24 protein-coding genes and 1 tRNA gene are annotated in these 19,930 nt (G+C 62.0%); 3 read left to right on the forward strand and 22 right to left on the reverse strand.

All coding sequences use genetic code 11. The features are described from left to right. Positions 1 to 175: 175 nt before the first annotated feature. The 17 genes from LDN70_RS04345 to LDN70_RS04425 form a co-directional block, all read right to left on the reverse strand. Entirely contained in the window at positions 176 to 574 is a 399-nt protein-coding gene (locus LDN70_RS04345; RefSeq protein WP_223941871.1) for a beta-sandwich lipoprotein, read from the reverse strand. An 8-nt stretch (positions 575 to 582) separates the two neighbouring features. Beyond that, positions 583 to 984, reverse strand: a complete 402-nt coding sequence (locus LDN70_RS04350) for a single-stranded DNA-binding protein (RefSeq protein ID WP_223941872.1) — start codon at positions 982 to 984, stop codon at positions 583 to 585. Then, positions 985 to 1,176: a hypothetical protein gene (locus LDN70_RS04355; RefSeq protein ID WP_223941873.1), complete on the reverse strand. Its 192-nt coding sequence runs from the start codon at positions 1,174 to 1,176 to the stop codon at positions 985 to 987. It lies immediately after the preceding gene. Further along, the gene (locus LDN70_RS21205; protein ID WP_223941874.1) at positions 1,161 to 1,706 is read right to left on the reverse strand and encodes an NUMOD4 motif-containing HNH endonuclease; all 546 of its coding nucleotides are present in this window, start codon (positions 1,704 to 1,706) and stop codon (positions 1,161 to 1,163) included. The genes LDN70_RS04355 and LDN70_RS21205 overlap by 16 nt, the downstream gene beginning before the upstream one ends. Beyond that, positions 1,651 to 2,868 carry an AAA family ATPase gene (locus LDN70_RS04365; RefSeq protein WP_223941875.1) on the reverse strand — a complete coding sequence of 406 codons (1,218 nt, stop codon included), beginning with the start codon at positions 2,866 to 2,868 and terminating at the stop codon, positions 1,651 to 1,653. Before LDN70_RS04365 ends, LDN70_RS21205 begins: the two co-directional genes overlap by 56 nt. Further along, positions 2,865 to 3,461, reverse strand: a complete 597-nt coding sequence (locus tag LDN70_RS04370) for a hypothetical protein (RefSeq protein WP_223941876.1) — start codon at positions 3,459 to 3,461, stop codon at positions 2,865 to 2,867. The genes LDN70_RS04365 and LDN70_RS04370 overlap by 4 nt, the downstream gene beginning before the upstream one ends. Further along, positions 3,462 to 4,292: a PD-(D/E)XK nuclease-like domain-containing protein gene (locus LDN70_RS04375; RefSeq protein WP_223941877.1), complete on the reverse strand. Its 831-nt coding sequence runs from the start codon at positions 4,290 to 4,292 to the stop codon at positions 3,462 to 3,464. 186 nt (positions 4,293 to 4,478) lie between these two features. Next, positions 4,479 to 4,778 carry a hypothetical protein gene (locus tag LDN70_RS04380; RefSeq protein ID WP_223941878.1) on the reverse strand — a complete coding sequence of 100 codons (300 nt, stop codon included), beginning with the start codon at positions 4,776 to 4,778 and terminating at the stop codon, positions 4,479 to 4,481. Next, positions 4,775 to 5,158 carry a hypothetical protein gene (locus LDN70_RS04385; RefSeq protein ID WP_223941879.1) on the reverse strand — a complete coding sequence of 128 codons (384 nt, stop codon included), beginning with the start codon at positions 5,156 to 5,158 and terminating at the stop codon, positions 4,775 to 4,777. Before LDN70_RS04385 ends, LDN70_RS04380 begins: the two co-directional genes overlap by 4 nt. Further along, positions 5,159 to 5,641: a hypothetical protein gene (locus LDN70_RS04390; RefSeq protein WP_223941880.1), complete on the reverse strand. Its 483-nt coding sequence runs from the start codon at positions 5,639 to 5,641 to the stop codon at positions 5,159 to 5,161. It abuts the gene before it with no gap. 452 nt (positions 5,642 to 6,093) lie between these two features. After that, a complete protein-coding gene (locus LDN70_RS04395; RefSeq protein ID WP_223941881.1) occupies positions 6,094 to 6,450 on the reverse strand; it encodes a hypothetical protein in 357 nt (118 codons plus the stop codon). Then, complete coding sequence (locus LDN70_RS04400) at positions 6,447 to 6,635, reverse strand: hypothetical protein (RefSeq protein WP_223941882.1); 189 nt, start codon at positions 6,633 to 6,635, stop codon at positions 6,447 to 6,449. Before LDN70_RS04400 ends, LDN70_RS04395 begins: the two co-directional genes overlap by 4 nt. Continuing rightward, positions 6,632 to 6,898: a type 2 periplasmic-binding domain-containing protein gene (locus LDN70_RS04405; protein ID WP_178996856.1), complete on the reverse strand. Its 267-nt coding sequence runs from the start codon at positions 6,896 to 6,898 to the stop codon at positions 6,632 to 6,634. The genes LDN70_RS04400 and LDN70_RS04405 overlap by 4 nt, the downstream gene beginning before the upstream one ends. Continuing rightward, the gene (locus LDN70_RS04410) at positions 6,895 to 7,095 is read right to left on the reverse strand and encodes a hypothetical protein (RefSeq protein ID WP_062070278.1); all 201 of its coding nucleotides are present in this window, start codon (positions 7,093 to 7,095) and stop codon (positions 6,895 to 6,897) included. The genes LDN70_RS04405 and LDN70_RS04410 overlap by 4 nt, the downstream gene beginning before the upstream one ends. Next, a complete protein-coding gene (locus LDN70_RS04415) occupies positions 7,092 to 7,325 on the reverse strand; it encodes a hypothetical protein (protein WP_223941883.1) in 234 nt (77 codons plus the stop codon). Before LDN70_RS04415 ends, LDN70_RS04410 begins: the two co-directional genes overlap by 4 nt. A 121-nt stretch (positions 7,326 to 7,446) precedes the next feature. Beyond that, positions 7,447 to 7,683, reverse strand: a complete 237-nt coding sequence (locus LDN70_RS04420; RefSeq protein WP_223941884.1) for a MerR family transcriptional regulator — start codon at positions 7,681 to 7,683, stop codon at positions 7,447 to 7,449. Then, a complete protein-coding gene (locus tag LDN70_RS04425) occupies positions 7,680 to 7,919 on the reverse strand; it encodes a helix-turn-helix domain-containing protein (protein ID WP_223941885.1) in 240 nt (79 codons plus the stop codon). The genes LDN70_RS04420 and LDN70_RS04425 overlap by 4 nt, the downstream gene beginning before the upstream one ends. Before the next feature lie 194 nt (positions 7,920 to 8,113). On the opposite strand from LDN70_RS04425, the gene LDN70_RS04430 reads away from it, so the two are divergent. Both LDN70_RS04430 and LDN70_RS04435 read left to right on the forward strand, forming a co-directional pair. Beyond that, a complete protein-coding gene (locus LDN70_RS04430; protein WP_223941886.1) occupies positions 8,114 to 8,371 on the forward strand; it encodes a helix-turn-helix domain-containing protein in 258 nt (85 codons plus the stop codon). A gap of 442 nt (positions 8,372 to 8,813) precedes the next feature. Further along, complete coding sequence (locus LDN70_RS04435) at positions 8,814 to 9,095, forward strand: helix-turn-helix domain-containing protein (protein WP_223941887.1); 282 nt, start codon at positions 8,814 to 8,816, stop codon at positions 9,093 to 9,095. Between the two features lie 51 nt (positions 9,096 to 9,146). Here the strand turns inward: LDN70_RS04435 and LDN70_RS04440 are convergent, their stop codons facing one another. The 4 genes from LDN70_RS04440 to LDN70_RS04455 form a co-directional block, all read right to left on the reverse strand. Continuing rightward, positions 9,147 to 10,289, reverse strand: a complete 1,143-nt coding sequence (locus LDN70_RS04440) for a tyrosine-type recombinase/integrase (protein ID WP_223941888.1) — start codon at positions 10,287 to 10,289, stop codon at positions 9,147 to 9,149. Further along, positions 10,289 to 10,618 carry a DUF6221 family protein gene (locus tag LDN70_RS04445; RefSeq protein ID WP_223941889.1) on the reverse strand — a complete coding sequence of 110 codons (330 nt, stop codon included), beginning with the start codon at positions 10,616 to 10,618 and terminating at the stop codon, positions 10,289 to 10,291. Before LDN70_RS04445 ends, LDN70_RS04440 begins: the two co-directional genes overlap by 1 nt. A 180-nt stretch (positions 10,619 to 10,798) precedes the next feature. Continuing rightward, positions 10,799 to 10,886 (reverse strand) — tRNA-Ser (locus LDN70_RS04450). A gap of 177 nt (positions 10,887 to 11,063) precedes the next feature. Then, on the reverse strand, positions 11,064 to 13,292 hold the full coding sequence (locus tag LDN70_RS04455; protein ID WP_223941890.1) for a prolyl oligopeptidase family serine peptidase: 2,229 nt from the start codon (positions 13,290 to 13,292) through the stop codon (positions 11,064 to 11,066). A 60-nt stretch (positions 13,293 to 13,352) separates the two neighbouring features. Here LDN70_RS04455 and LDN70_RS04460 point away from each other — a divergent pair, with 60 nt between their 5' ends. Next, positions 13,353 to 15,290 (forward strand): FAD/NAD(P)-binding protein, encoded by a 1,938-nt coding sequence (locus LDN70_RS04460; protein ID WP_223941891.1) that lies wholly within the window; start codon positions 13,353 to 13,355, stop codon positions 15,288 to 15,290. Between the two features lie 95 nt (positions 15,291 to 15,385). Here the strand turns inward: LDN70_RS04460 and LDN70_RS04465 are convergent, their stop codons facing one another. Then, the gene (locus LDN70_RS04465; protein WP_223942593.1) at positions 15,386 to 19,903 is read right to left on the reverse strand and encodes an ExeM/NucH family extracellular endonuclease; all 4,518 of its coding nucleotides are present in this window, start codon (positions 19,901 to 19,903) and stop codon (positions 15,386 to 15,388) included. Positions 19,904 to 19,930 lie beyond the last annotated feature (27 nt).

Below are 19,930 nucleotides of genomic sequence, written 5' to 3' on the forward strand. Positions count from 1 at the left end.
GCAGCTGGGCTTGGTGTAAACGACGACGGCGACGCCTTCGAGGGCTTGGAGTTCTTGCGCGTGGTTCAACGGGTTCCTTTCGGGGGAGTGCTGCGGCGCCCGGCCGGGTGACCGGGGGCCGCGGGCGTGAAAAAAGCCGCTCACTGGCGGCTTGGATGTTCGGTGGTGCGGGCGGCTATTGCTTGCCGCCCTGCAAATCGATCTCGGGGATGAGGCCCTCAGGCTTGACGATGACGCGGGTGTGGTAGACAGACACGTCGATGGCGTCCATCTGGGTTGAAACCCAGGCGACGTCGGTGGCCTGGCCGATGAAGTGCTTGCGGTAGTCGTTCGGTCCTTGTCGGCACGTGACGATCAGGTCGCCGGCGCGTTCGATGGAGCAGCGGCCTTCGACGTAGAAGAGGTATTCGCTGGTGCGGGTGTTGACGCCGACGATCTTGCGTTGGACTTCGAACTGGTCTGCTGCTTTGGAGAGGTTGTCGGATGCTGTCTTGGCGTCCGATGTGCAGGAGGTCAGCGCCAGAGATCCGAACAGTGCCACGGTAGCGGCGATTACTTTGGTTGCGAGTTTCATGGTGCTCCTTAGTAGGGCGGTTCGCCCCAGCCGCCGGATGACGTCTGGGCTGGTTCTTGCTGGTTGGCGATCTGTTGCCGGTCCTTGTAGCTGGTGAGGACTTCGACGGCTGATGCTTTGACGTCGAGGCTGGTGCGTGGTGTGCCGTTGTTGTCGGCATACTCGCGGACATAGAAGGTGCCATAGACCTTGACCCGGACACCCTTCAAGAGTTGGTCAGCGAGGAATTCCGCGATTGAGCCCCAGAGCTCGACGTTGAACCAGTTCTGCGCAACGGTCTTGTATCCGCCGCCGTCGAGCTTCTTGGATTTGGAGTCACCGACGCGGAAGTTGAGAACTGGTGATCCTCCGGGGGTGTAGCCGGGTCTCGCGTCGGCCGCCAGATTGCCGGTGAAGATGACCTCTGCCATTTAGAAGACAGCTTTCTTGGGCAGGGTTCCGTGGGTAGCCTCAATTGAGGTTCGTACGTCAGCGGCAACTCTTTGGGCTGCTCGTTCGGCTTCGGCACCCTCGAATGCAGGATTGCCGCCGGACCACTTCCTTTCGTACTGGACGATCGTTCCGTCTGTGAGCTCTACGTGGACTGTCACTTTTCCGGCCATTGAATGGCTCCCTCTCTACGTGCGCGATAGCGCTTTGCTGCCATGTTTTGGCACTGCTTGCATCGCCTAGCGATTGACCCCGTTGCCAGTTCGATTCGGCTGGTGTTCTCGGGGGTGAATTCGTGGCCGCGCTTGCAGTGCGTCTTGCGGGCCATGTTGTGCGTACCGTGGCGGACGGCGTCCAGGCTGTTGTCTGATGAAGTGCCGTGCTCTAGGTTTGCTGGGACGTTGTTGCTTCGCCGACCATCCTTGTGACGCACTTCTGTGCAGGGCGGTGCTGGCCCCAGGAAGGCTGCAGCCACAAGCTGGTGCACTCGTGGATGTACCATCCGGCGGCCATTCCACAAGGAGGCCCGCACATAGCCGCGTTCCTCACGGACCTCCAGGACACGCCACGGGCCACGTCGCTTGCTGCGGACGTGGCCCGTGTTGCTAACTTCGTACCCATCAAAGCCCGGGATAGGGCGCCATTCTTCAGCCGTCGACAACGGATCCGTCCTCGATGATAATTCCGCGGCCGTCGCCGTCACCCACCATCTCGATCCACACTTGGAAGTCGTGCTCGCGTGCGATTGATTCAACGAGTGCCAGGTTGTCGGAGTCGAGCAGCGACCCGTCCGCAATCCGGATGACGCGCAGCTTCGGGTTGAGTGCGATGGCCATGGCGAGTGAGACGCGCAGCTGCTCGGCACTGGATGCTTGCTTGAACGGCACCCCTTGGTACGTCACGCCGGACTCATCGAATCCAAGGTCATCGATGGGGAACTTGGCGGCCGCCAATCCAGTCGCCTTCTGCCTGTCCACCTCTTCGATTGCTGCGGACAGCTCTGCGGCGGCCTGGGTCCATTGTGCGAGCTCGGCGCGCACCCGTTCGCCTTCCTTGTGCCGGCGGATGGCAGAGTTGATCTCTTCGGCGCCGTCAACTTGGGCTTCGATGGCTTCGAGGTCCACCTTTTCGGGCGCAGTGGCCAGGCGATGCTGAGCTTCCTTCAGTTGGCGCTCAGCGTCCGCGAGTTCCCGCTTCACTCGCTCGACCTTTTCTGCCCAGCCGTCGCGGGCTGTCCGGGCGACATCGATCTCGTGGTTGAGCGATTGCCCTGCACGGTAGGCGGCGACTAGGTCCTTGACGCTGACTTCTTCGTCCGGGAGGTCGGCTGTGCGGTCACCATATTCGGCGGCGCGAGCGGTCAGATCCTTGATGGAGCGGTTGGCTTCGGTGCGGCGGTCGAATAGGTTCTTCCGCTCGACGGCCATTTTGTGCGGGCTGAACGGAAGCTCGACAAGGTCAAGCAGCGTGGCCAACTGGTCCTTGTCCGTCAACTGAGTGAAGGCCAACGGGTCGAGGGAGAGCTTGCCCAGCAGGTCATCTAGCTTGGCCTGGCCCTTCGGATAAACGGCGCCGTCAGGTGATTTGACCGTGAGCGTGGACCCGCCAGCAGTGAAGCGGCGGACAACGACGAGGTCCTCAGTTTCGAGGATGATCTCTGCCCGTTCTTCGCCATCCCGGATCGGCTTCGGCGTGGTCTTGGCATTCACTCCACCGAGCGCGGCCGTGATGGAGTCCAGGATGGAGGACTTCCCTTGACCGTTGTTGCCTCCGATGACGACGAGGTTGCCGCTCTGGTCTGGTTCGATTCGGACAGCTTTGATGCGCTTGTAGTTGGTGGATTGCAGGCTGACGATACGGCTCATTCGGTGGGCTCCTGGGTGTTGTCTTCTCGTACGGCGGCGAGGACTCTTTGTGCGTCCTCGGGGGTGATTTTGTTGGGGTGGTCCCATGTGGCACCGATGACTTGCCCAGCCGTGGCGAGCATGGCCTTGCCGTCACCCTCGTACCCGGCTGCGATCAGGGCGTTGGTGATGGCCTGCCATTGGGCCCGCCACGGTTCGGTCTGCGGTTCGGCCAGGACGGTGACGGTATGTTGTTTGACCTTCTTTTGGCTGATGCGTACCGGAATTGTGAAGTCAGCGGCGAGGTGTGACATGGCAACAACTTCGACGCCGCCTACTGGTTCGCCGGCGTAGATAACTTCCGGGTTGTTGACGAGCTTCACGGACCGGCCGATCCATGCGTCTGATTCGGTGCCCCATCCGTGGGCTATGACGCGGAGCATTCCTTTGGATGGTTTCCATGGGCGGCCGTTCATGCCGACGAGGTCCACCACGACGGGTTTTGCTGTGTCACCCTTGCGGACGTTTTCGATGGTGGCGACGATGGGCGAGCCTGTCAGGTCGGATGCGTTGAGGCAGTCAGACTTGGCTACTAAGGCCTTCGAGATGTCCATTTACCTGATCACGATCTCCTTTTCGATGTTGAGGCCGAGGATGTCTTCGGCTTGGTAGATCGCCCAGATTGGGAGCGTGATCGGCTCCACTGTCAGGTATCCGGGGTATTCACCCGTTTCGAGGCAGCGACGGTATATGTCCTTGGCGCGGGCATTCATCATCCGGCCGAGTTCCATTGCGTAGTCGTCGTACTCGACGATGGATACGAGGTGCGGAGCGGTCTTCTCTACGTTGACGAACCAGAACGGGAGCCTCTCACCGGTCATTGCCAGGACGCCGTCTTGGTAGTGGGCGGCTGACTGGTAGTAGCCGAGTTTGAACCCGGATTTGGGGAACTCGCGAGGGTCCGCGTTCACGGTCGTTTTCAGATCGACCAGCCGGTCTTTCAACCAAGCGTCCGGCCGGCACTTCAGCATGAGCCCATCCTCTTCCCAGAAAACGGACTCTTCTGCTCGGTGCTCGGTGAAGGCGGTCTTCGCGACGGGGTGTTCCATTACGCTGTCCCGCATTGCGCGGACCAGGTCCCATTCGGCTTGCTTGAGCGGGATCTTCCCAGCGTTCACGGCTGCGGCGGCCGGTACCGTCCACTTGGCGCCTCGCTTGTCCGGCACGTCGATTACTTCGACGCCGGATTCGTCGCCTTCGAGGATTAGGCTGTGGGTCACGGTGCCGAGGTCGTAGATGTCTTTGTGGACCGGATTGGCCTTCTCGTGCTGCCAATGCGCGGGAGTCCGGCTGGCGAGCGTCTTCAACGACGTCGAACCGAGTGCCGGATCGGCGTGGTATTCCTCGCTGGTTAGGTCGGCGTAGATGCCGGGGGAGTACGTCATTCTTCTCCTTGGGTTGGGCATGAAAAAGGCCCCTGTGCGGGGCCGTGGATCTTGCAGTCTGGGTTGGTTGGTCGAGGGCTGCTTGGTGAGTAGCGCCATGGCGGGCAGTCGCAGCCGGGTTGTTTGTTGTGGCCGCGGGACCAGTTCTCTTTGGCCCGGTCATGGTCCATGCCAGGCGGCGCGGGCTTAGCCATCTATCGCGGTCCTGATGGCGGCCCGGATCCTGCTGGCGTAGTACCTGTCGCCGTCGGCGAGCTTCTCCCAGTCCGCGCAGACGCTCTCGACGGCATCCAGCGCAGCGTGCAGCTTGGCGAGGTCCGTTGGCGCGTTCGTGAACAGTGAAGCAGCGTGCATGTCGTCTACGTGGGCTATTGCGGAATCTGAGTCGTACGGGAAGATGTGGTATCCCTGCCCGGAATCGTCCGGCCCGTACTCAAGTTTTCCGAGGCCCGCTTCGAGGCCTGCTTTCATATGGTCCCGGCTCATTTGCCAGCCTCCCGCTTCCACTCCCGAAGCGGACGGGCAACGGTGCATCGGATCATTCGCGATCGCCAGTCGTCATAGGTTATGGGGGTGTTCCAGGACTCTTGAAAGTTCTTCCGGTCCCAGCCGTCGGGGTCCATGATGGCGATGTCATCGACCACTTCCCACTCAGCGGGAAGGCGCTTTTCTTCCGGGTCGTGGATGAGCGTGTGCTGGTCGCAGTAGTGCTTGCCGGCAACCTCGCTCCATTCGGAGTTCATCGCTTCTTCCCATGCGCTGTCTTCCTCTTCCCAGGCTGAGAAGTCGCCGCCTTCGGTTGACTTCGCTTCGCATCCTTCGTGGTCGCATACGAGCCAGTAGTACGGCGCTGATTTGACGCTCATTTATTTGCCCTCGATTTCGTCGGCGAGGCTGGTCAGGAATGCGCAGACGTGGCCACGGTCGATGGATTCGCGGAGTCCGGAGCCGAAGATCCTGGCGGCGATGCGGATACCCATTGCCCGGTGGTGGTTTCGGGACTGCATGAGTTCTTGCTGCACTTCGGTCCGGACGGCTTCACGGAAGTTGAGGGATTCGCCGTCGAAGAGGCGTCCGGCCAGTGCGTTGCGGCCCGCCTCGATTTCGGCAAGGAGGCGTTGCACGACAACGGGCGTCACTGCCCGCTCGAAGCTGTTCGCCTCGCCGTCCTCGCTGTAGTAGGGGTCGCCGTCGCGGAGGATAGTTTCCGTGGCTGCCCGCTGCCAGAGCTCTTCGAGTTCGTCATTGGTGAAGATCGGAGTCTTTGCGGAGAGTCGAATTGGCACCGCCGGCGCGGTGAGCGGCAGGTCTTCGGCTGGTTCAAAGTTGATGGCTGTGAGGTCTGTCATTTCTTCGAGTCCTTCTCTTGGTCGGCAAGGATTGTTGCAAGTTCAACTTGCAAGGGATTCCGGGCCTTGGCTGCAAGATGCGGCGGGAGGGTGGCGGCTGCTTCGTCGGCGGTCATGAGCGTTGCTCCCTGACCCATGCGAGTGCTGCCCGGAATCCATCCTCAAAGAAGGACCGGGCGTCATCCGGGTTTACGCCGATGCTGTTAGGTAACTCTTCTTCCTGACATGTGTGCCACGAGGCGTTCATAGCCTGGCGCTCGGTGGGCTTCACTCCGCCCCCTTCCGTTCGGGTTGTTGGTCGCCGCTGATGGGGTATTCGCATCCGGTCGCGCACCGGGCTATCTGGTCGTACCACCACCATGGGAGGTTCAGGTCAGCGGCCGCCCAACCACCCGGCGGCATACCCTCAGCCGGGCGCTGCTGGACATGAGGGGCGCGGCGAGGACTCCGGATCATGGCTGGACCCCATGAACAACAGTCAGTGGCAGGGGTAGCTCATCGAGGTGATGGTTGTAGCTGCTTCCCGGCGCGAACCAGTAGCCGTTGAAGTGCTGGAAGATGTCACTCCTTGTCACAACCACGGTTCCATTAGGTAGGTTCACTTGCTCGGCGCGGGTAGTTATGACTCGCGCCTTCCGGTAACCAGCGGCAAGAAGAGCATCCGCAATGTGACTGGCATGTGATGGAGAGTTGTAACCGCCCTTGATAATCAGATCCGGGCATGAGGGGCAGGCGCCCGTGAACTCGCCGTTCACTAGCCATGGGTGCTGCATGATGTCCCTGACGAGTTCATCGCGTTCCTGGCTCATCGCTCACCTTTCCTGTAACTGTCCGCGTCGTCCTCGTAGCGGGTATCTGCTTCCTCGGCCAGCGCGTCAAGGTCGATGTCCTCGACAGGCTGCAGGCGTGCGTCATGTTGACGTGCCCGTGCGATGGTCAGCGGCGCGGCGAATATCGTGGCGGCGAAGAGTAGGAAATAGATTCCGGTGATCATGGTGTTTTCTTCTTCCATACGCGGGTGGCGCCGTGCCTGCGGGCCTTGGCTTGGGAGGGCTGGTAGGTGACGGCTTCTATGTGGCCGGCCTTCTTGGCAGCGATAATCGCGCGGCCAGGCCAGCTGGGTTCGTCAGGTTCCCGCATCTCCCGGCGGAGGTCGTCCGCGCTGAATGTCTCCTGTGAGTTCGCGAGGCCGACGATCGTGGCGACGGCGTCCTCGTGCCATTCGTCCTTGTCCTGCTCAAACGCCATCGCCCTCATGAGGACCTCTTCCTTGCCGCGTAGGCTTTGATGTCGTCTTTGATTCGCTTCTGCCGGGCCCGTTCGAGCGCGTCATCCATCAGTGCTGGCGTGAATTGGAATGCGTTCTTACGTGTGCGCTGGCCGCCGTGGCCATGCTCGACCGGCCGCGATTTGGCGCCCTGCCTGACTGCGCGCTTCACCAATCCGTCGTTCATGCTGCCAACCTCCGTGCCGCTGCTGCCTGGTTCTGTGTGTGCAGCACGTTCTTCACTGCTTCCTCGCCAGTGGGGTCTTGGTGTTGGAGGACGTATGCTTCTGCGTCCTCTTGCAACCAGCCCTCGCAGCGTTTCTCGAAGCGGCGTGCGGCTTTCTTCATCTGCGAGAACGTGAGTCCAAGATGGTCGTTGTTGTTTTTCTGCATGACGATGGGGAGCAATTTGGGCATGCGTCATCGCCCTTTCTCCGGCAAAAAACACCGGGTGAGGTCAAAGATGGAAGTGCAGGAGGGGTGCCCAGATGGTCGGGCGAAGGGTGCCGGCGCTATGCGCTGCAGCGGGTGGTGCTTATTACGCGGAGAGCTTTCGGAGGGCGGCTGCGATACGGTCTTTGTCGTACCCGCTGCTCTGGTTTCCTGCGACTATCTGCGCGATTTCGTCTTGCTGGTCGGGGGAGAATCTGTAGAGGCGGCCGATTCGGTCGCAGGGCCATTCGCCGGTTTGGGCTTTCCGACGTACCGTGTCGTCTCCGATCCTGTATTTGGCTGCCATGTCCTGCGTCGTTGCATAGGATTGGGAGCGACTCATTCCCTGGCGCCTTGTTCCTGAAGGAGCACTTCGGGGAGCTTCATATCCAGGGCTTCGGCGATCTGCCCGAGTTCTTTGACGGTCCAGTCTCCGTGGCCGTCTACCTTGCGGTTGAAGGTGGAGGACGGAACGCCGGCTCGTGCGGCGACTGCGTTCCGGTTGGTCCGCCGCTTCGTGATCTGGTGGAGGATTGTCTCGTTTGTGGCCGAGGTAATCTCAGCGGTGTTATTTCCCATATGGGAAGACTATTCCCATATGGGAAGGAAAAGCAAGTAGGCCGCGCTACCATTTTCGAGTACATCCAAGTGGTGCATTTGCCCAGAATGTGAGTACACTCACACGCACGTCCGCGCACGCGCGCGCGAGCGCGGGTACACAAAAGTTGCCCTAGAGAGTTGTTAAGTTCCCAAATGGTTGCTAAATTTGCCATATGGGAACTTACGGAAGCGACATTCAGTCAGCCATCGCAGCGGAGATCAAGGCCGAGACGGCCGCCATCGGCTGGAAGCAAGCTGACCTGGCTAAGGCCACGAACATGCAGGCAAGTACGCTTCACCGCTACCTATCAGGTGCGCGTGACATTCCCATGCCGGCATTTGCGGGGATTGCTAGCGCGCTGGGCCTGTCGATGGTCGAACTGGCCCAGCGCGCAGAGCGCCGGCTAGAGAGTGGTGAGGAGGCTAGCTAAGGTCTTCCCCCTCAATTCAGCGAGCGCCCCTACCTCTCGGATGGTCATGGGGCGCTCTCCGTTTTTAACGCCCTGTACCAAGTCAGCTTGCACGCCCCAGGCTCCGCACAAGACGCCCGTAGGCGTATCTCGTGCTAGTGCAACCAACCGCTCTGAATCCATAAAACCGTCCCCGCATTCGAAAGTATGTTCGATTACTCGTTAGCTTACGACGAGCAGCCGACAAGATAGCAACCCTGCATCTGCCTAGCAGGATTAAGTCCAGACGCGTTAAAGAGTAGCGTTATGGGGTCTGAGAGTTAAATTTGGGATTGACGCACCCATATCCCATACTTGAAGTTAAAGATGAGTGGTGAGAACTCATATGGGTTTTGGAGCGCACGAACTAGGCGTCGGCATGCCTCATGGGGGTTTCTGACGCCGGAACGGATAGATTATGGTCATGCCATCGGGGAAACAGCCAGAATCAGGACAACTCGCGCGCGCCTTCGCAGCGGAGGTGCGTGCTGCTCTGGCGCGCCGCCGGATCACAGCCAAGCAACTGGCCCTAGATACCGGCTTATCCTCAACGTACATGGGCAAGCGTTTACGCGACGAGTCCCCATTTACTCTTAACGATGTCGAGGTGATCTGCGAGAAGCTCGGCGCGGACTCTGAGGCGTTCAGGGCGGCGGCCGCAAAGGCTCTGCGCGAGGCCGGGGTGGATGACGACCCGCAGGAATAGGACTTAACGAAAGGAAGCCCCCACCGTCTTGGTGGGGGCTTCTTTTTGCGTCTAGGACGCGATGCTCTGATTCAGAGCCGTCTCGACCATCGCCGCGGCCCGGAAGTGGGCGTCTGGCACAAGGTGGCCGTAGGTCTTGGTGGTCGTGATGATGGATTCGTGTCCGAGGCGGTTTGCGAGCTCGTAGAGGTTCATGCCGCCGGCGATCATCATGGAGGCGTGTGAGTGTCGGATGTCGTGGATGCGTGGCCGCTTGTGGATCTTCAGCGGGTTGTCCTCGTTTGCTTCGGCAGCTTTTACTGCGTCATACCAGCCGTCGAGCCATTGGCGGTGTTGCGGGTAGACCAGAGTGTCTGGCGAGACTGTGAAGATTGGCCTGCCTGGCGCTGCTGATTCGACACGGGAGCGGATGGCTTCGACCGTGGAGGGCGCCAGCGCCACTGTGCGGCGCGCTTTCTTCGTCTTCGGGGCTCCGACCGCCCATCCGTCTTCCATCTCTTGGTAGGCCTTGGTAATCCTCACTGACGGCGTTGCAGCGTCTAGCTGGAAGTCTGCCCGGGTGAGCGCAGTTGCCTCGCCCAGGCGCAGCCCAGAGCCGATAAGCAGGAGCCACATGGGGCGCTGCCAGTCGTCGGTCTGGTCGATGATGAGGTGCATCTGGTCCATGGTGAGGAACATGGCTTTGTCTTCGGTGGTGTCGTCCTTTGGCAGGAGACGGCCGTTGCACGGGTTGTCCGGCCGCAGGCGACGTCGGACGGCGGAGTTCATGGCAGCGTGGATGAAGCCGTGCACGTTGGCGACTGTCTTGGGGGAACAGCCTTTCTTGACCATTCCCTTGATCCAGCGAATGAGGTCGTCCTCCGTGATCTGGTCGACGGGCAGATGTCCGAGGCCCACGAAGTGGTTTTTGATGTAGCCGCGGTAACGCTTGATCGTGTACTCGCGGACGTTGATCAGCCGCTCGATGTGCCCGAGCGCTACGTCCTCGAATGAAGGGGACTTGGAGACCTGGCGCAGCAGTGCCGTCTGGGCAGCCTGGGTGTCATGCTTGACCGCTTCGAGCAGCTCCTTCCACTGAACCGCTGCGGTCTCGGTGGGCAGTGTCTGCCTGTTCCGCTTTCCCTTGTCGTACCACTCGACGCGGTAACTGGTGATCTTCCCGGCCGCGTTCTTCCGAGTCTCGATGGTTGCCATTACGCCGCCCACTCCTGTCGGTAGTCCGGGTGGTCCCTGTAGACAGATGCCAGGGCTTCGAGTATCAGCTTGCCAGGGTCCTCCGCCCAGGACTGAGTCCGTTCGGCGTCGCTGCCGCAGTATTCAGCGATGACTGTGCCTCTGTCGCCTGTCGCTTCTTCTGCTTGCTTGATGATCGCCCGTTTTGCCGCGCACTCAGCAAGTACACGGGCATGACTCACGGTGGTCACCCCATACTTCTTCGCCGGGAACCAGCCCAAATACTGGCAGGACTTTGCCTGCTGCTCATCCTCAGCAATCCTGGCTTCAAGGAACTCGGTGATGGTCATGCTTCCCCCTAAAGTGTTGGACCGGGAGGAACTGATGCGCTCACCCGGAAAAACAAAAACCCCCTAGAACTCACCGGTTCGGGGGGATTCCATGACTGAACTTTAACAGTTCTAGGGGGGATTTTCTCGGTTTCAGGGGGGAAGCCCGGTAACTTCGTTGAGTTACCGGGCTTCCCGGGGCGGAGACGGGGGGATTTGAACCCCCGGTGGAGTTGTGCCCCACACTTCATTAGCAGTGAAGCCCATTCGGCCGCTCTGGCACGTCTCCCTTTGCTATTGCTAGCCCACCAAGGATACGCAGAACGAGCCGTTCAGCGCAAAACGTCCCGGCCAAGCCCTCCATTTCGATGGTTCCCTGCCAGACATGCCGTGCGCGCGGCACTCTGAGCAGGGAACCATCGAAGCGGGGGCCGGGGCCGAGGGCCGGCGCCGGGGGCCCGGGGTGTCAGTGGCTCCCAGCCAGCGAACGCCACAGGAAGTGGTTGCTCCGGGCCTGAAGCGCTGCAGCCTGCCTGTTGTCGGAGGCTCCCGCGTGGCCGCCTTCCAACGCTTCATGGAACCAGACGTTCGGGATGCCCATGGCCTGCATGCGCGCTGCCATTTTGCGGGCTTGGACAGGACCCACCCGGTCATCCGAGGTGGCAGTCCAGATGAAGGTTTCCGGGTATTCCACGCCGTCGTGAAGCAAGTGGTACGGCGAGAAGGTGCGGATGAACTCCCATTGCGCCGGGACATCCGGGTCGCCATATTCGGCAATCCAGGAGTAACCGGCGGAGAGCTTGGTGTAGCGGCGCATGTCCAGGAGCGGCACTCCGCAGGACACGGCGCCGAACAATTCGGGGTACTGGGTCAGCATGTTTCCCACCAGGAGCCCGCCGTTGGAACCACCGACGCAACCGAGCCGGCGCCGGCTGGTAACGCCACGAGAGATGAGGTCCTTCGCTACGGCGGCGAAGTCCTCGTAGGCACGGTGTCGGTTTTCCTGAAGGGCCGCGCGGTGCCAGGAGGGACCGTATTCGCCGCCTCCGCGGATGTTGGCAACCACGTAAACGCCGCCACGCGAGTGGGCGGCAGCTCCGTCGTCGGACGCTGCGCCCGAGGTCCGGCGCTCAAGCCAGGCCCGGCCTACCGTTCCGCTGTACGCGGGGGTCCGGGAAACTTCGAAGCCTCCATAGCCGGAGAGCTGCGTGGGGTTCTGGCCGTCCAACACCAGATCTTTCGAAGCAACCTGGAAGTACGGCACGCGGGTGCCGTCCGCAGACTCCGCGAAGTGTTGCTGGACTTCGTAGTCGGCTTCGGTAAAGAACGACGGCGACCGCTTCACTTCGGCGTGGCGGCTACCCACCCCGGAGCCCCCGGAAGAGGCTGCAACAAGAGTTCCTCGAGTCAACGTCGTCGGCGTGGTGAAGCCCGTGGCCACCAGCCAGAAGTCGTTGCCTTCAGCGCCGGTGTCTTCGTCGTCCACGGCGTAGGCATTGACGTCGTGCAGGGGAGGGCAGGCGTCCAGGACAGTGGATGCCCACACCCCATCGGAGTCAACAACAGACGGGTCAAGCACGCGGATCTCGGAGGAGACATCGCGCAGGAGGTTCAGCAGGAGGTAGTCCTTGGTCCAGCTCCAGGACTGCAGAGACGTGTGGGCATCCGGCGTGAACAGGACCAGCAGAGAACGGGTCCCTGCCAGATAGGAGTCGAAGTCGGCGGCCAGCAAGGAACCGGCAGGGTAGACAACGCCGGCAACCTCCCAGTCTTTTTGCGGGCGGAACAGCAGCCAGTCCCGGTGGGCGCTGATGTTCACGTCGGTGGGAACGTCGATTGCCACCCACGTGTCGTCGCGCCGCAGGGATGTGGTGCGGTTGTAGAAGTCGATGTAGTCCACGGCGAAAGTCCGCTCGTAACCCGGGGTGGAGTCGTGGGCCACCATGGCCAGCATGTGGTCCTCGGGGATTTCGAAGAGGCGCTCAGCGTCGGCCAGGGACTGGCCGCGGCGGAGCTTAACACCGGTACGCGCATAGGACGACGATGTGGCGGGCAGGCCTTCGGCTGTGCTGGAGACCAGCAAAGTGTCGGCGTCCAGCCAGCTGACGTTGCCTTTGGCTGTGGGCAGGTCAAAGCCACCCTCCACGAAGGTGCGGGATTCGACGTCGAACTCGCGGTGGCGGTCCGCGTCGCCGCCGTCGGGGGAGAGCGAAACCATGGCCAGGCGGTACTCGGAGCCGTCGTCCGGACGGAGGAAACCGGCCCCATGGAACACCCACTCGACGCCTTCAGCGGCGGCGAGGGCGTCGACGTCCAGCAGAACGTCCCACTCGGGTTCCTCGGTGAGGTAGCTTTCCCAGGTGGTGCGGCGCCAGAGGCCCTTGGGGTGTTCCTGGTCTTTCCAGAAGTTGTAGTAGAAATCGCCGCGTTTGGAGACCATTGCGATGCGATCGTTGGAGTCGAGGACCTCCAGGATGCCGGCCTCAACGGCCTCGTATTCGGCGTCCTCCAGCAATTCCTCGGTGCGGGCATTCTGCTCGCGGACCCACGCCAGTTGCTCTTCGCCGTGGATGTCCTCAAGCCAGACGTTTTCGTCCGTTGGCTCAGGTGCAACGTCCGCTGCATGCCGCGGGCTGCGGGCCTGCGCGGTCTCGTTGTTGGGAAGTGGCGATTGATCAGCTTCTGTGGTGGTCATCGCCCCATCCAAGCAACACTCTTCGACGGTAAGCAAGTCACGCAGAAGTTAGGCTTGAGCGTGGCTAAATCGCAGACCAAACGTGTTGCCCTGATTGGGGCCGGCCCTCGGGGCACCAGTGTCCTTGAGAGGTTGCTCGCGAATTGGGCTGCGGACACACAGCCAGGGGCCACCCTTCGTATCGAAGTTGTGGACCCTTACCCGGCCGGTTCGGGTCACGTGTGGCAGCCGGAGCAGTCCCGGCTGTACCTGATGAACACGCAGTCTTTCTATCCCACGCTCATCCCCGAGGACTCTGAGCTCGCACCGCCGCTCGCGGGTGGTTCGTTTGATCAGTGGCGGGAGGCCCGTCGTCGTGATGGCGTGGGATTGAACGACGCCGAGAAGGCGGAGCTGGCCACTCTCGAATCGCACGACTTCCCCAGCCGGGCACTGTACGGACGGTACCTTCGCCAAACGTTGGCGGGCTTGCTGGAACGGCTGCCCGACGGCGTCGAGGTCACCTTCCACCAGACGCTCGCCGTTGCGGCGAGACCGGTAGCGGAGGGGTTCGACGTCGAACTCGCCAACGGCGGCACCCTCACCGTCGGTTCCGTGGTCCTCGCGCTGGGCCACATCGAGTCCCGGCTAAGTCCTGAGCAGCGCTCTTTCAAGAGTGCCGCGGACGAGCAGGGCCTGCTGTACTTCCCGCCTGCTCCACCGGCTGACGTTGATTGGCAGGCTGTGCCGGACAATGAACCTGTGCTGGTCCGGGGCATGGGCTTGAACTTCTTTGACGTCATGGGTCAATTGACGGAGGGTCGTGGCGGCAAGTTCGTTGAGGCCAGCTCACCCGGCGCCGGTGTGCTCGAATACCGGCCCTCGGGCCGGGAGCCAAGGATCATTGCGGCATCCCGCAGGGGCACCCCGTACCGGGCCAAGGCGGGCTTGGCGGGCTACTACCCCAGCAGCATCACCATGCGCTACCTGACAGAAGACGCCGTGGACCGGTTCCGTGCGGCTGGCATCCAGCCCGGGTTTGATCATGACCTCTGGCCGTTGCTTCACCGCGATGCGCTGTGGGCCTACTACTCAACGCTTGCCCGGTCCCAGCCCGCCGCGATCAAGGATCCCGCGCAGTTCCTCGCCGATCTTGAGGATGCGCTCCAACCGCATGCGCACACCACTGCGAACTGGGAAATTGAGGTGGGGAACCTCGTTGAAAAACACGTTGCCGCGTCCCGCCGGCTGAATTTGAGAGGGCTCGCAGCACCGCTCGCGGGCCGGACTTTCGCTTCCCGGAGCGAGCTGGACGCCGCTATCACGGCCTACCTTGATGATGATGCCCGCCGCTCGGCGCTGGGCGAGGCGGACCCCGTCAAGATGGCCATCGGGGCTCTCCACACCGGCCGGGCCATCCTCAAATCCGTGGTGGCGGATGGCGGGATCACCGATGAATCCTGGCTGGCGGGTTTGCGGGGCTGGTTCGAGTCATTCGTTGAAGGTCTGGCCAGCGGAGCGCCTGCGCTGCGTTCGGAGCAGTTGGCCGCTTTGGCGCGTGCCGGCGTCGTAAGTTTTGTTGGCCCGGACCCGAAGTTCAGTGTGGACCGCGGGGCCAGGGTGTTCCGGGCGGTGTCTCCTTGGGTTCATGACTCCCCGGTGGAAGCGCGGACACTTGTGGAGGCGATGTCGCCGGCCAACAGGGTGGGCATCAACCTCTCGCCCTTGCTGGAGCAGCTTATGGCAGATGGTTTGGTGCGCACCAAGATCATGATGAGCGTTGAGGGAACGCCCATGCAGACCACCGGGCTCGATGTGGAACCGCACCCCTACAGGCCCTTGGCAGCCAACGGATCCGTCACGGAGGACTTGTATGTCCTGGGCCTCCAACTGTCAGCTTCACAGTGGGGTACGGCCATTGCCGCGGAAGCGAGGCCGCGCACCGGCCCGGCCTACGCGAGCGGACAACGGACCCTTCGCGATGCGGACGAGATTGCCCGGAGCATTCTGGGCCGCTAACGACCCGGGGCGCCCCAACGTTCAAACAGCAGCAGGGCCTCTCACCAACAACGCGGTGAGAGGCCCTGCTTTTCATGGTCACGCTAAGGAGCGGATCAGCCCCTCAGGCACCGTTGATACTCCAGCCATGCAAACGCGTACCTGAGCCATCCCGCAATGTCGTACCACTTCGACGGCTTGGTAGGCGCGGTGCACTGCGGCGGATTCGGGCCGCTCTCTGCCACCTGTACCAGCGCCTTCACTACGGTTCCGCTTTCGACGGCGGTGAGCACCAAGGTTCCGGTGCCTGCAGCTGCCGCTGCGGGAACCTTGAGGTCCACAGTGGCGCTTCCCGCGGTCACGGGGACCGAGCCGAGCGCTATCGCTGCACCCTTGGAATCTACGAACACAGCGTTCAGCGTTGCGTTGGCCGGGCTGCCGATGGAGGTGAGGTTCAGCTTGGAGACCGCCAGAGCCATGGAGTCTCCGGCCTTCACCTCAGGCGCCGTGGTGTTGGCCACGGCAACGGATCGGCGTGCGAAGTCCGGGGACACGGGCTTGTGTGCCTGCAGGTACTTGATCCACGCATCGCGGTCCACCAGGCCAGTGTCCTTGGTGTTGCTGCCTTCCTTGAAAATCCGGAAGTTGTCACCTCCGGTAGCCAGGAAGCTGAAGGTCCCGATCCTGTACTGCTTGGCAGGATCAATCACGGCTCCGTTCACCCAGATGCCGGTGATACGGTCCCCGGCGGGGCGAGCGGCGTCGTAGGTGTAATTAACGTTCTTGGACACACCCAGCTGCTGGTAGGGGCGGCTGGGAATGGTGCCGTCGGCGTTGGTCTGCCACTGCTGCTCCAGGAGCGTCTTGAACTGCGCGCCGGTTAGGGACGTGGTCCAAAGGTTGTTCACGAACGGCAGGACGGCGTTGGCTTCGGCGTAGGTGATGGTGCCATCGGGCGCGTAGTACAGCTCATTACGCAGGCCGCCGGGGTTTACGACGCCGATCTCCGCCGCACCCAGTTCAGGCGCCTTGAGCGTGTCCACCAGTGAGTCCGCTACCAGGTTGCCCAGCGTGGACTCACTCGCGCGATCGTCCCGCTTAGGGGCGCCGCCCGCCGGATCCGGGGTGAAGGCGGTGGTGATATCAGCGGTTACTGCGCCAACGGGCTGGTTGCCAATGACGGCAGCCTCTTCGAGGGCCTTGTCCACGATGGTCTTCACAGCGGCCACCCGCGGGTAGGCAGCAACGAGGCTGTCCGCGGTATCGGTTGTCCGGTCTACGATTGCGGCCTTGTAAGCGGTCACTGTTTTGCTTGCCGTGTCCACTGTGAGGGTCACGGTTCCCACGTTTTCACCGTAGTTACCGGTCTGCACGATCGGGCGGGTCTTGCCGGTGGGCTGACCGCTGGCGTTCAGGATCGGAGCGTCCCAGGCATACTCCTTGTGGGTGTGTCCCGTGAAAATCGCGGCGACGTCAGGAGTGGTTTCGTTGACCAGTTTGGCGAACGGCCCGCCGGCTGCAACTTCCTGTTCCAACGTGGCACCTTCGGGCGTTCCGGAGGCCGCGCCGTCGTGGTTTTCCACGATGATGAGGTCTGCCAGGTTGTCGGCCTTGATCTTCGCGGCCACCCGGTTGATGGCTTCCACAGGATCGCCGAACTCCAGATCCGCAATTCCGGCCGGCGTCACCAGGGAAGGAACTTCCTGCGTCACAGTACCGATCACTGCCACCCGCATGCCGTTCATGTCCAGCACCTTGTACTCCGGCAGGACCGGTGTGGTGGTGCCCTTCTGATAGACGTTCGCACCCAAGTAGGCGAACTTCGCGTTGGTACCTCCAGCGACGACGCGGTCGCGCAGGTCCGCCCAACCGCCGTCGAACTCGTGGTTGCCCACAGCGGAAGCCTGCAATTCGAGCGCGTTCAAGACGTCGATGGTGGGCTGGTCCTTCGCTACTGCGGAAGCGAAGAGGGAAGCACCGATGTTGTCGCCGGCGGAAATGAAGGCCGTAGCGCCGGGAGCTGCTGCCGCCCGGAGCTTCTCGACTGTTCCGGCGAAGAGGACTGTGTTGGAGTCAATCCGGCCGTGGAAGTCGTTGATACCCAGGAACTGCAGGTCAACAGTTGCCGGTTCGTCGGCAGTCAGGTTCAGGCCCACCACCACGGGGTCGTGGTCGCTGGCCCGGAACTCGTCACCGGCATAGTAGTTGGTCACATTGTTGTTATACCTGCTGTACTCCAGCGCGACAGACTCTACGGAGTTGATGTTCCAGATGTCAGTTCCGGTGACCACTTTGTGGGCGGCCGGGGACGCGAGGATGTGGTCCAGGGAGCCGACCATGCCACCGAACAGGTAGGAGTGCTTGCCGGTGCCGGCTTCCAGGTCCGTGTAGCCGGCGCCCGTCAGGACGTTGATGGGATCTTCTTTGGAGTAGGCGTTGAAGTCACCAATGAGGAAGACCTTGTCTGTGCCTTTCGAGGCCTGAAGGTCCTTGGAGAAGGCCAGCAGGGATTCGGCCTGCTTGGTACGGGCGATGTTCGAGGCGCCCTGGCCCTTGTCAGTGTCATCCGGGGTCGCTGCCGAGCCCTTGGACTTGAAGTGGTTCACGATCGCGATGAACTTCTTGTCATCGTCTCCGCCAACTGGCTTGAAGACTTGCGCGAGGGGCTTGCGGGCACTTGCGAAAGCCACGGTGTCATTGTGGATGATGGACTCACCCACGGGCTCGGCCACGGCTTTCTTGTAGATGAATGCTGTACGGATCATGTCCTCGTCGCTCAGCGGGGGAGCGTTGGCGGGAGTGCGCACGTAGTCCCAAACACCGGGTGTCTTGACGTTGAGGGCATCCACCAGCTTGGACAAGGCGTCGTCGCGGTTCTTGCCGAACTGTGCCGAGTTCTCGATTTCCTCGAGGGATACGACGTCTGCGCCGGACTTGGTGATGGCTGTGACGATCTTGCTCTGCTGGCGCTCAAAGTTCTCCGCGTTGGCAGCACCGCGGGCGTTGCAGCCCTCTTTGACCGTGATCGGGTTGCCGTCGCGATCGGTGTAGAAGACACAGCCTGCCAGCTGGTCACCGGTGGTGGGGAAGTAGTTCAGCACGTTGAAGGAGGCCAGTTTGAGGTTGCCACCTACGTCAGCGGGGCCTGTTGGCCTGCTGGCGGTGAAGCTCGCAGGCTGGACGGAGTCAGCGTTGGCCGCTGTCAGGGCGGTCAGTGGCTGGAACTTCCAGGAGTTGTTGCCGTAGCCCAGAATGACGTCGGTCCGGAACTTTGCGGGTGAGCCGACACGGACAGGGTCGGACGTGGTCAGGTACGGAAGTTGCTGGGCCTTGGTGGAGGCGTCCTTCAAGAAATTGGTGGACGCGCCGTCGTCGAGCTTGATACCGCGCAGGGCGTTGTCCGCCACCACGGCCGCGTGCTCGGCGGAGCCGTAGGCTGCCACAGCAGTGGGCTGCACCAGAGGGGATGTGCCGGCTGCGAGGCCGATCTCACCGTACTGGTTCAGGGAATAGTTGTCCGTGACCGTGAAGTCACCCTGAGGAGCCAGGAGCATACCCTCCAGGCTTTCCCGCCCGGCCTCGTTGGCAGGCAACGTGAACGGCGTGGACTTGACCTCCGGTGCCGCCTCGGTGAGCTTCTTCAACCCCGCCGCCTCAACGGTCAGCTGGGTTTGACTGGCGAATTCGCTGACCACACCGGTGAGTTGCACGTAGTCGCCCGGCTGGACCGCTGCCGCCGTCGACGGCGAATAGACGAACAAAGCGTCCGACGCCGTCCTGGCCGCCCCCGCGTTGTCACCGCCGCTTCCGGCGGTTTGGACGTAGTAGCCGTTGAAACCGCCGGTTGCGTAGACGGCTGTGACCTTGCCGCTGGTTGTCACGGTGCTGCCCACAAACGGACTGGCCGGGCCGGTTCCCTGGATCTCGGCGATGGCCTTAAACCCGGGCTGGGGGTCTACGGGCGGTGTTTCGCCGCCGTTGGAGGCGGTGGGAGTGATGGTGGCGCTGAGGCTGAAGTCCGCCGCGTTGGAGTCGGTGTCCACACCATTGGTGCGATTAAGGCTCTTGACGTCCGAGTTGCCGGCGGGTGCGGAGGCAACGGCGGTCTCAAACGTGTTGGAGGTGCCGTAGCCCAGAAGGTCGGCGATGGCTGCATTGCCCGTCACTGATCCTGCTGGAAGTGAAGAGATTGCAGTGGCCTGTTTGGCCAGGACCAGGGTTCCCGTGGTTCCGCTGGGGTTAAGCGTGCCGGTTGCCTGAACATCGGCAGCGGGTAGATCCGGCGCCGTTGATGTGCCGCTATTGGTGGCACCCTTGACCAGGAAGTACCCCTTGGCGGGAATGCTGCCCGTCAATGGGGTGACACCCGTGGGTGCTGCCGTAGCCGTGGCAGACCTGTACTGCAGGGACCATCCGGCCAGGCTGACCGGCGCGTCCGAGGAGTTGTACAGCTCCACGAACTTGTTCTTGAAGGCCGCGCCGTTGCTCCCGCCGCTGAGGTAGGCCTCGTTGATCACCACCGGGGAGGTACCGGCGGCGGCAGGTTCGTCCGCTGCCATGGCTGGGACGGCCGTCAGCGGGGCCGCGAGCAACCCCATTGACAGGACCGTTCCCGCCAAGGATTTCCTATGCATAAATTTCATCCGCTTGAACTTTCATCA

The sequence above is a fragment of the Arthrobacter sp. StoSoilB22 genome, from assembly GCF_019977315.1.
GTDB lineage: Bacteria > Actinomycetota > Actinomycetes > Actinomycetales > Micrococcaceae > Arthrobacter.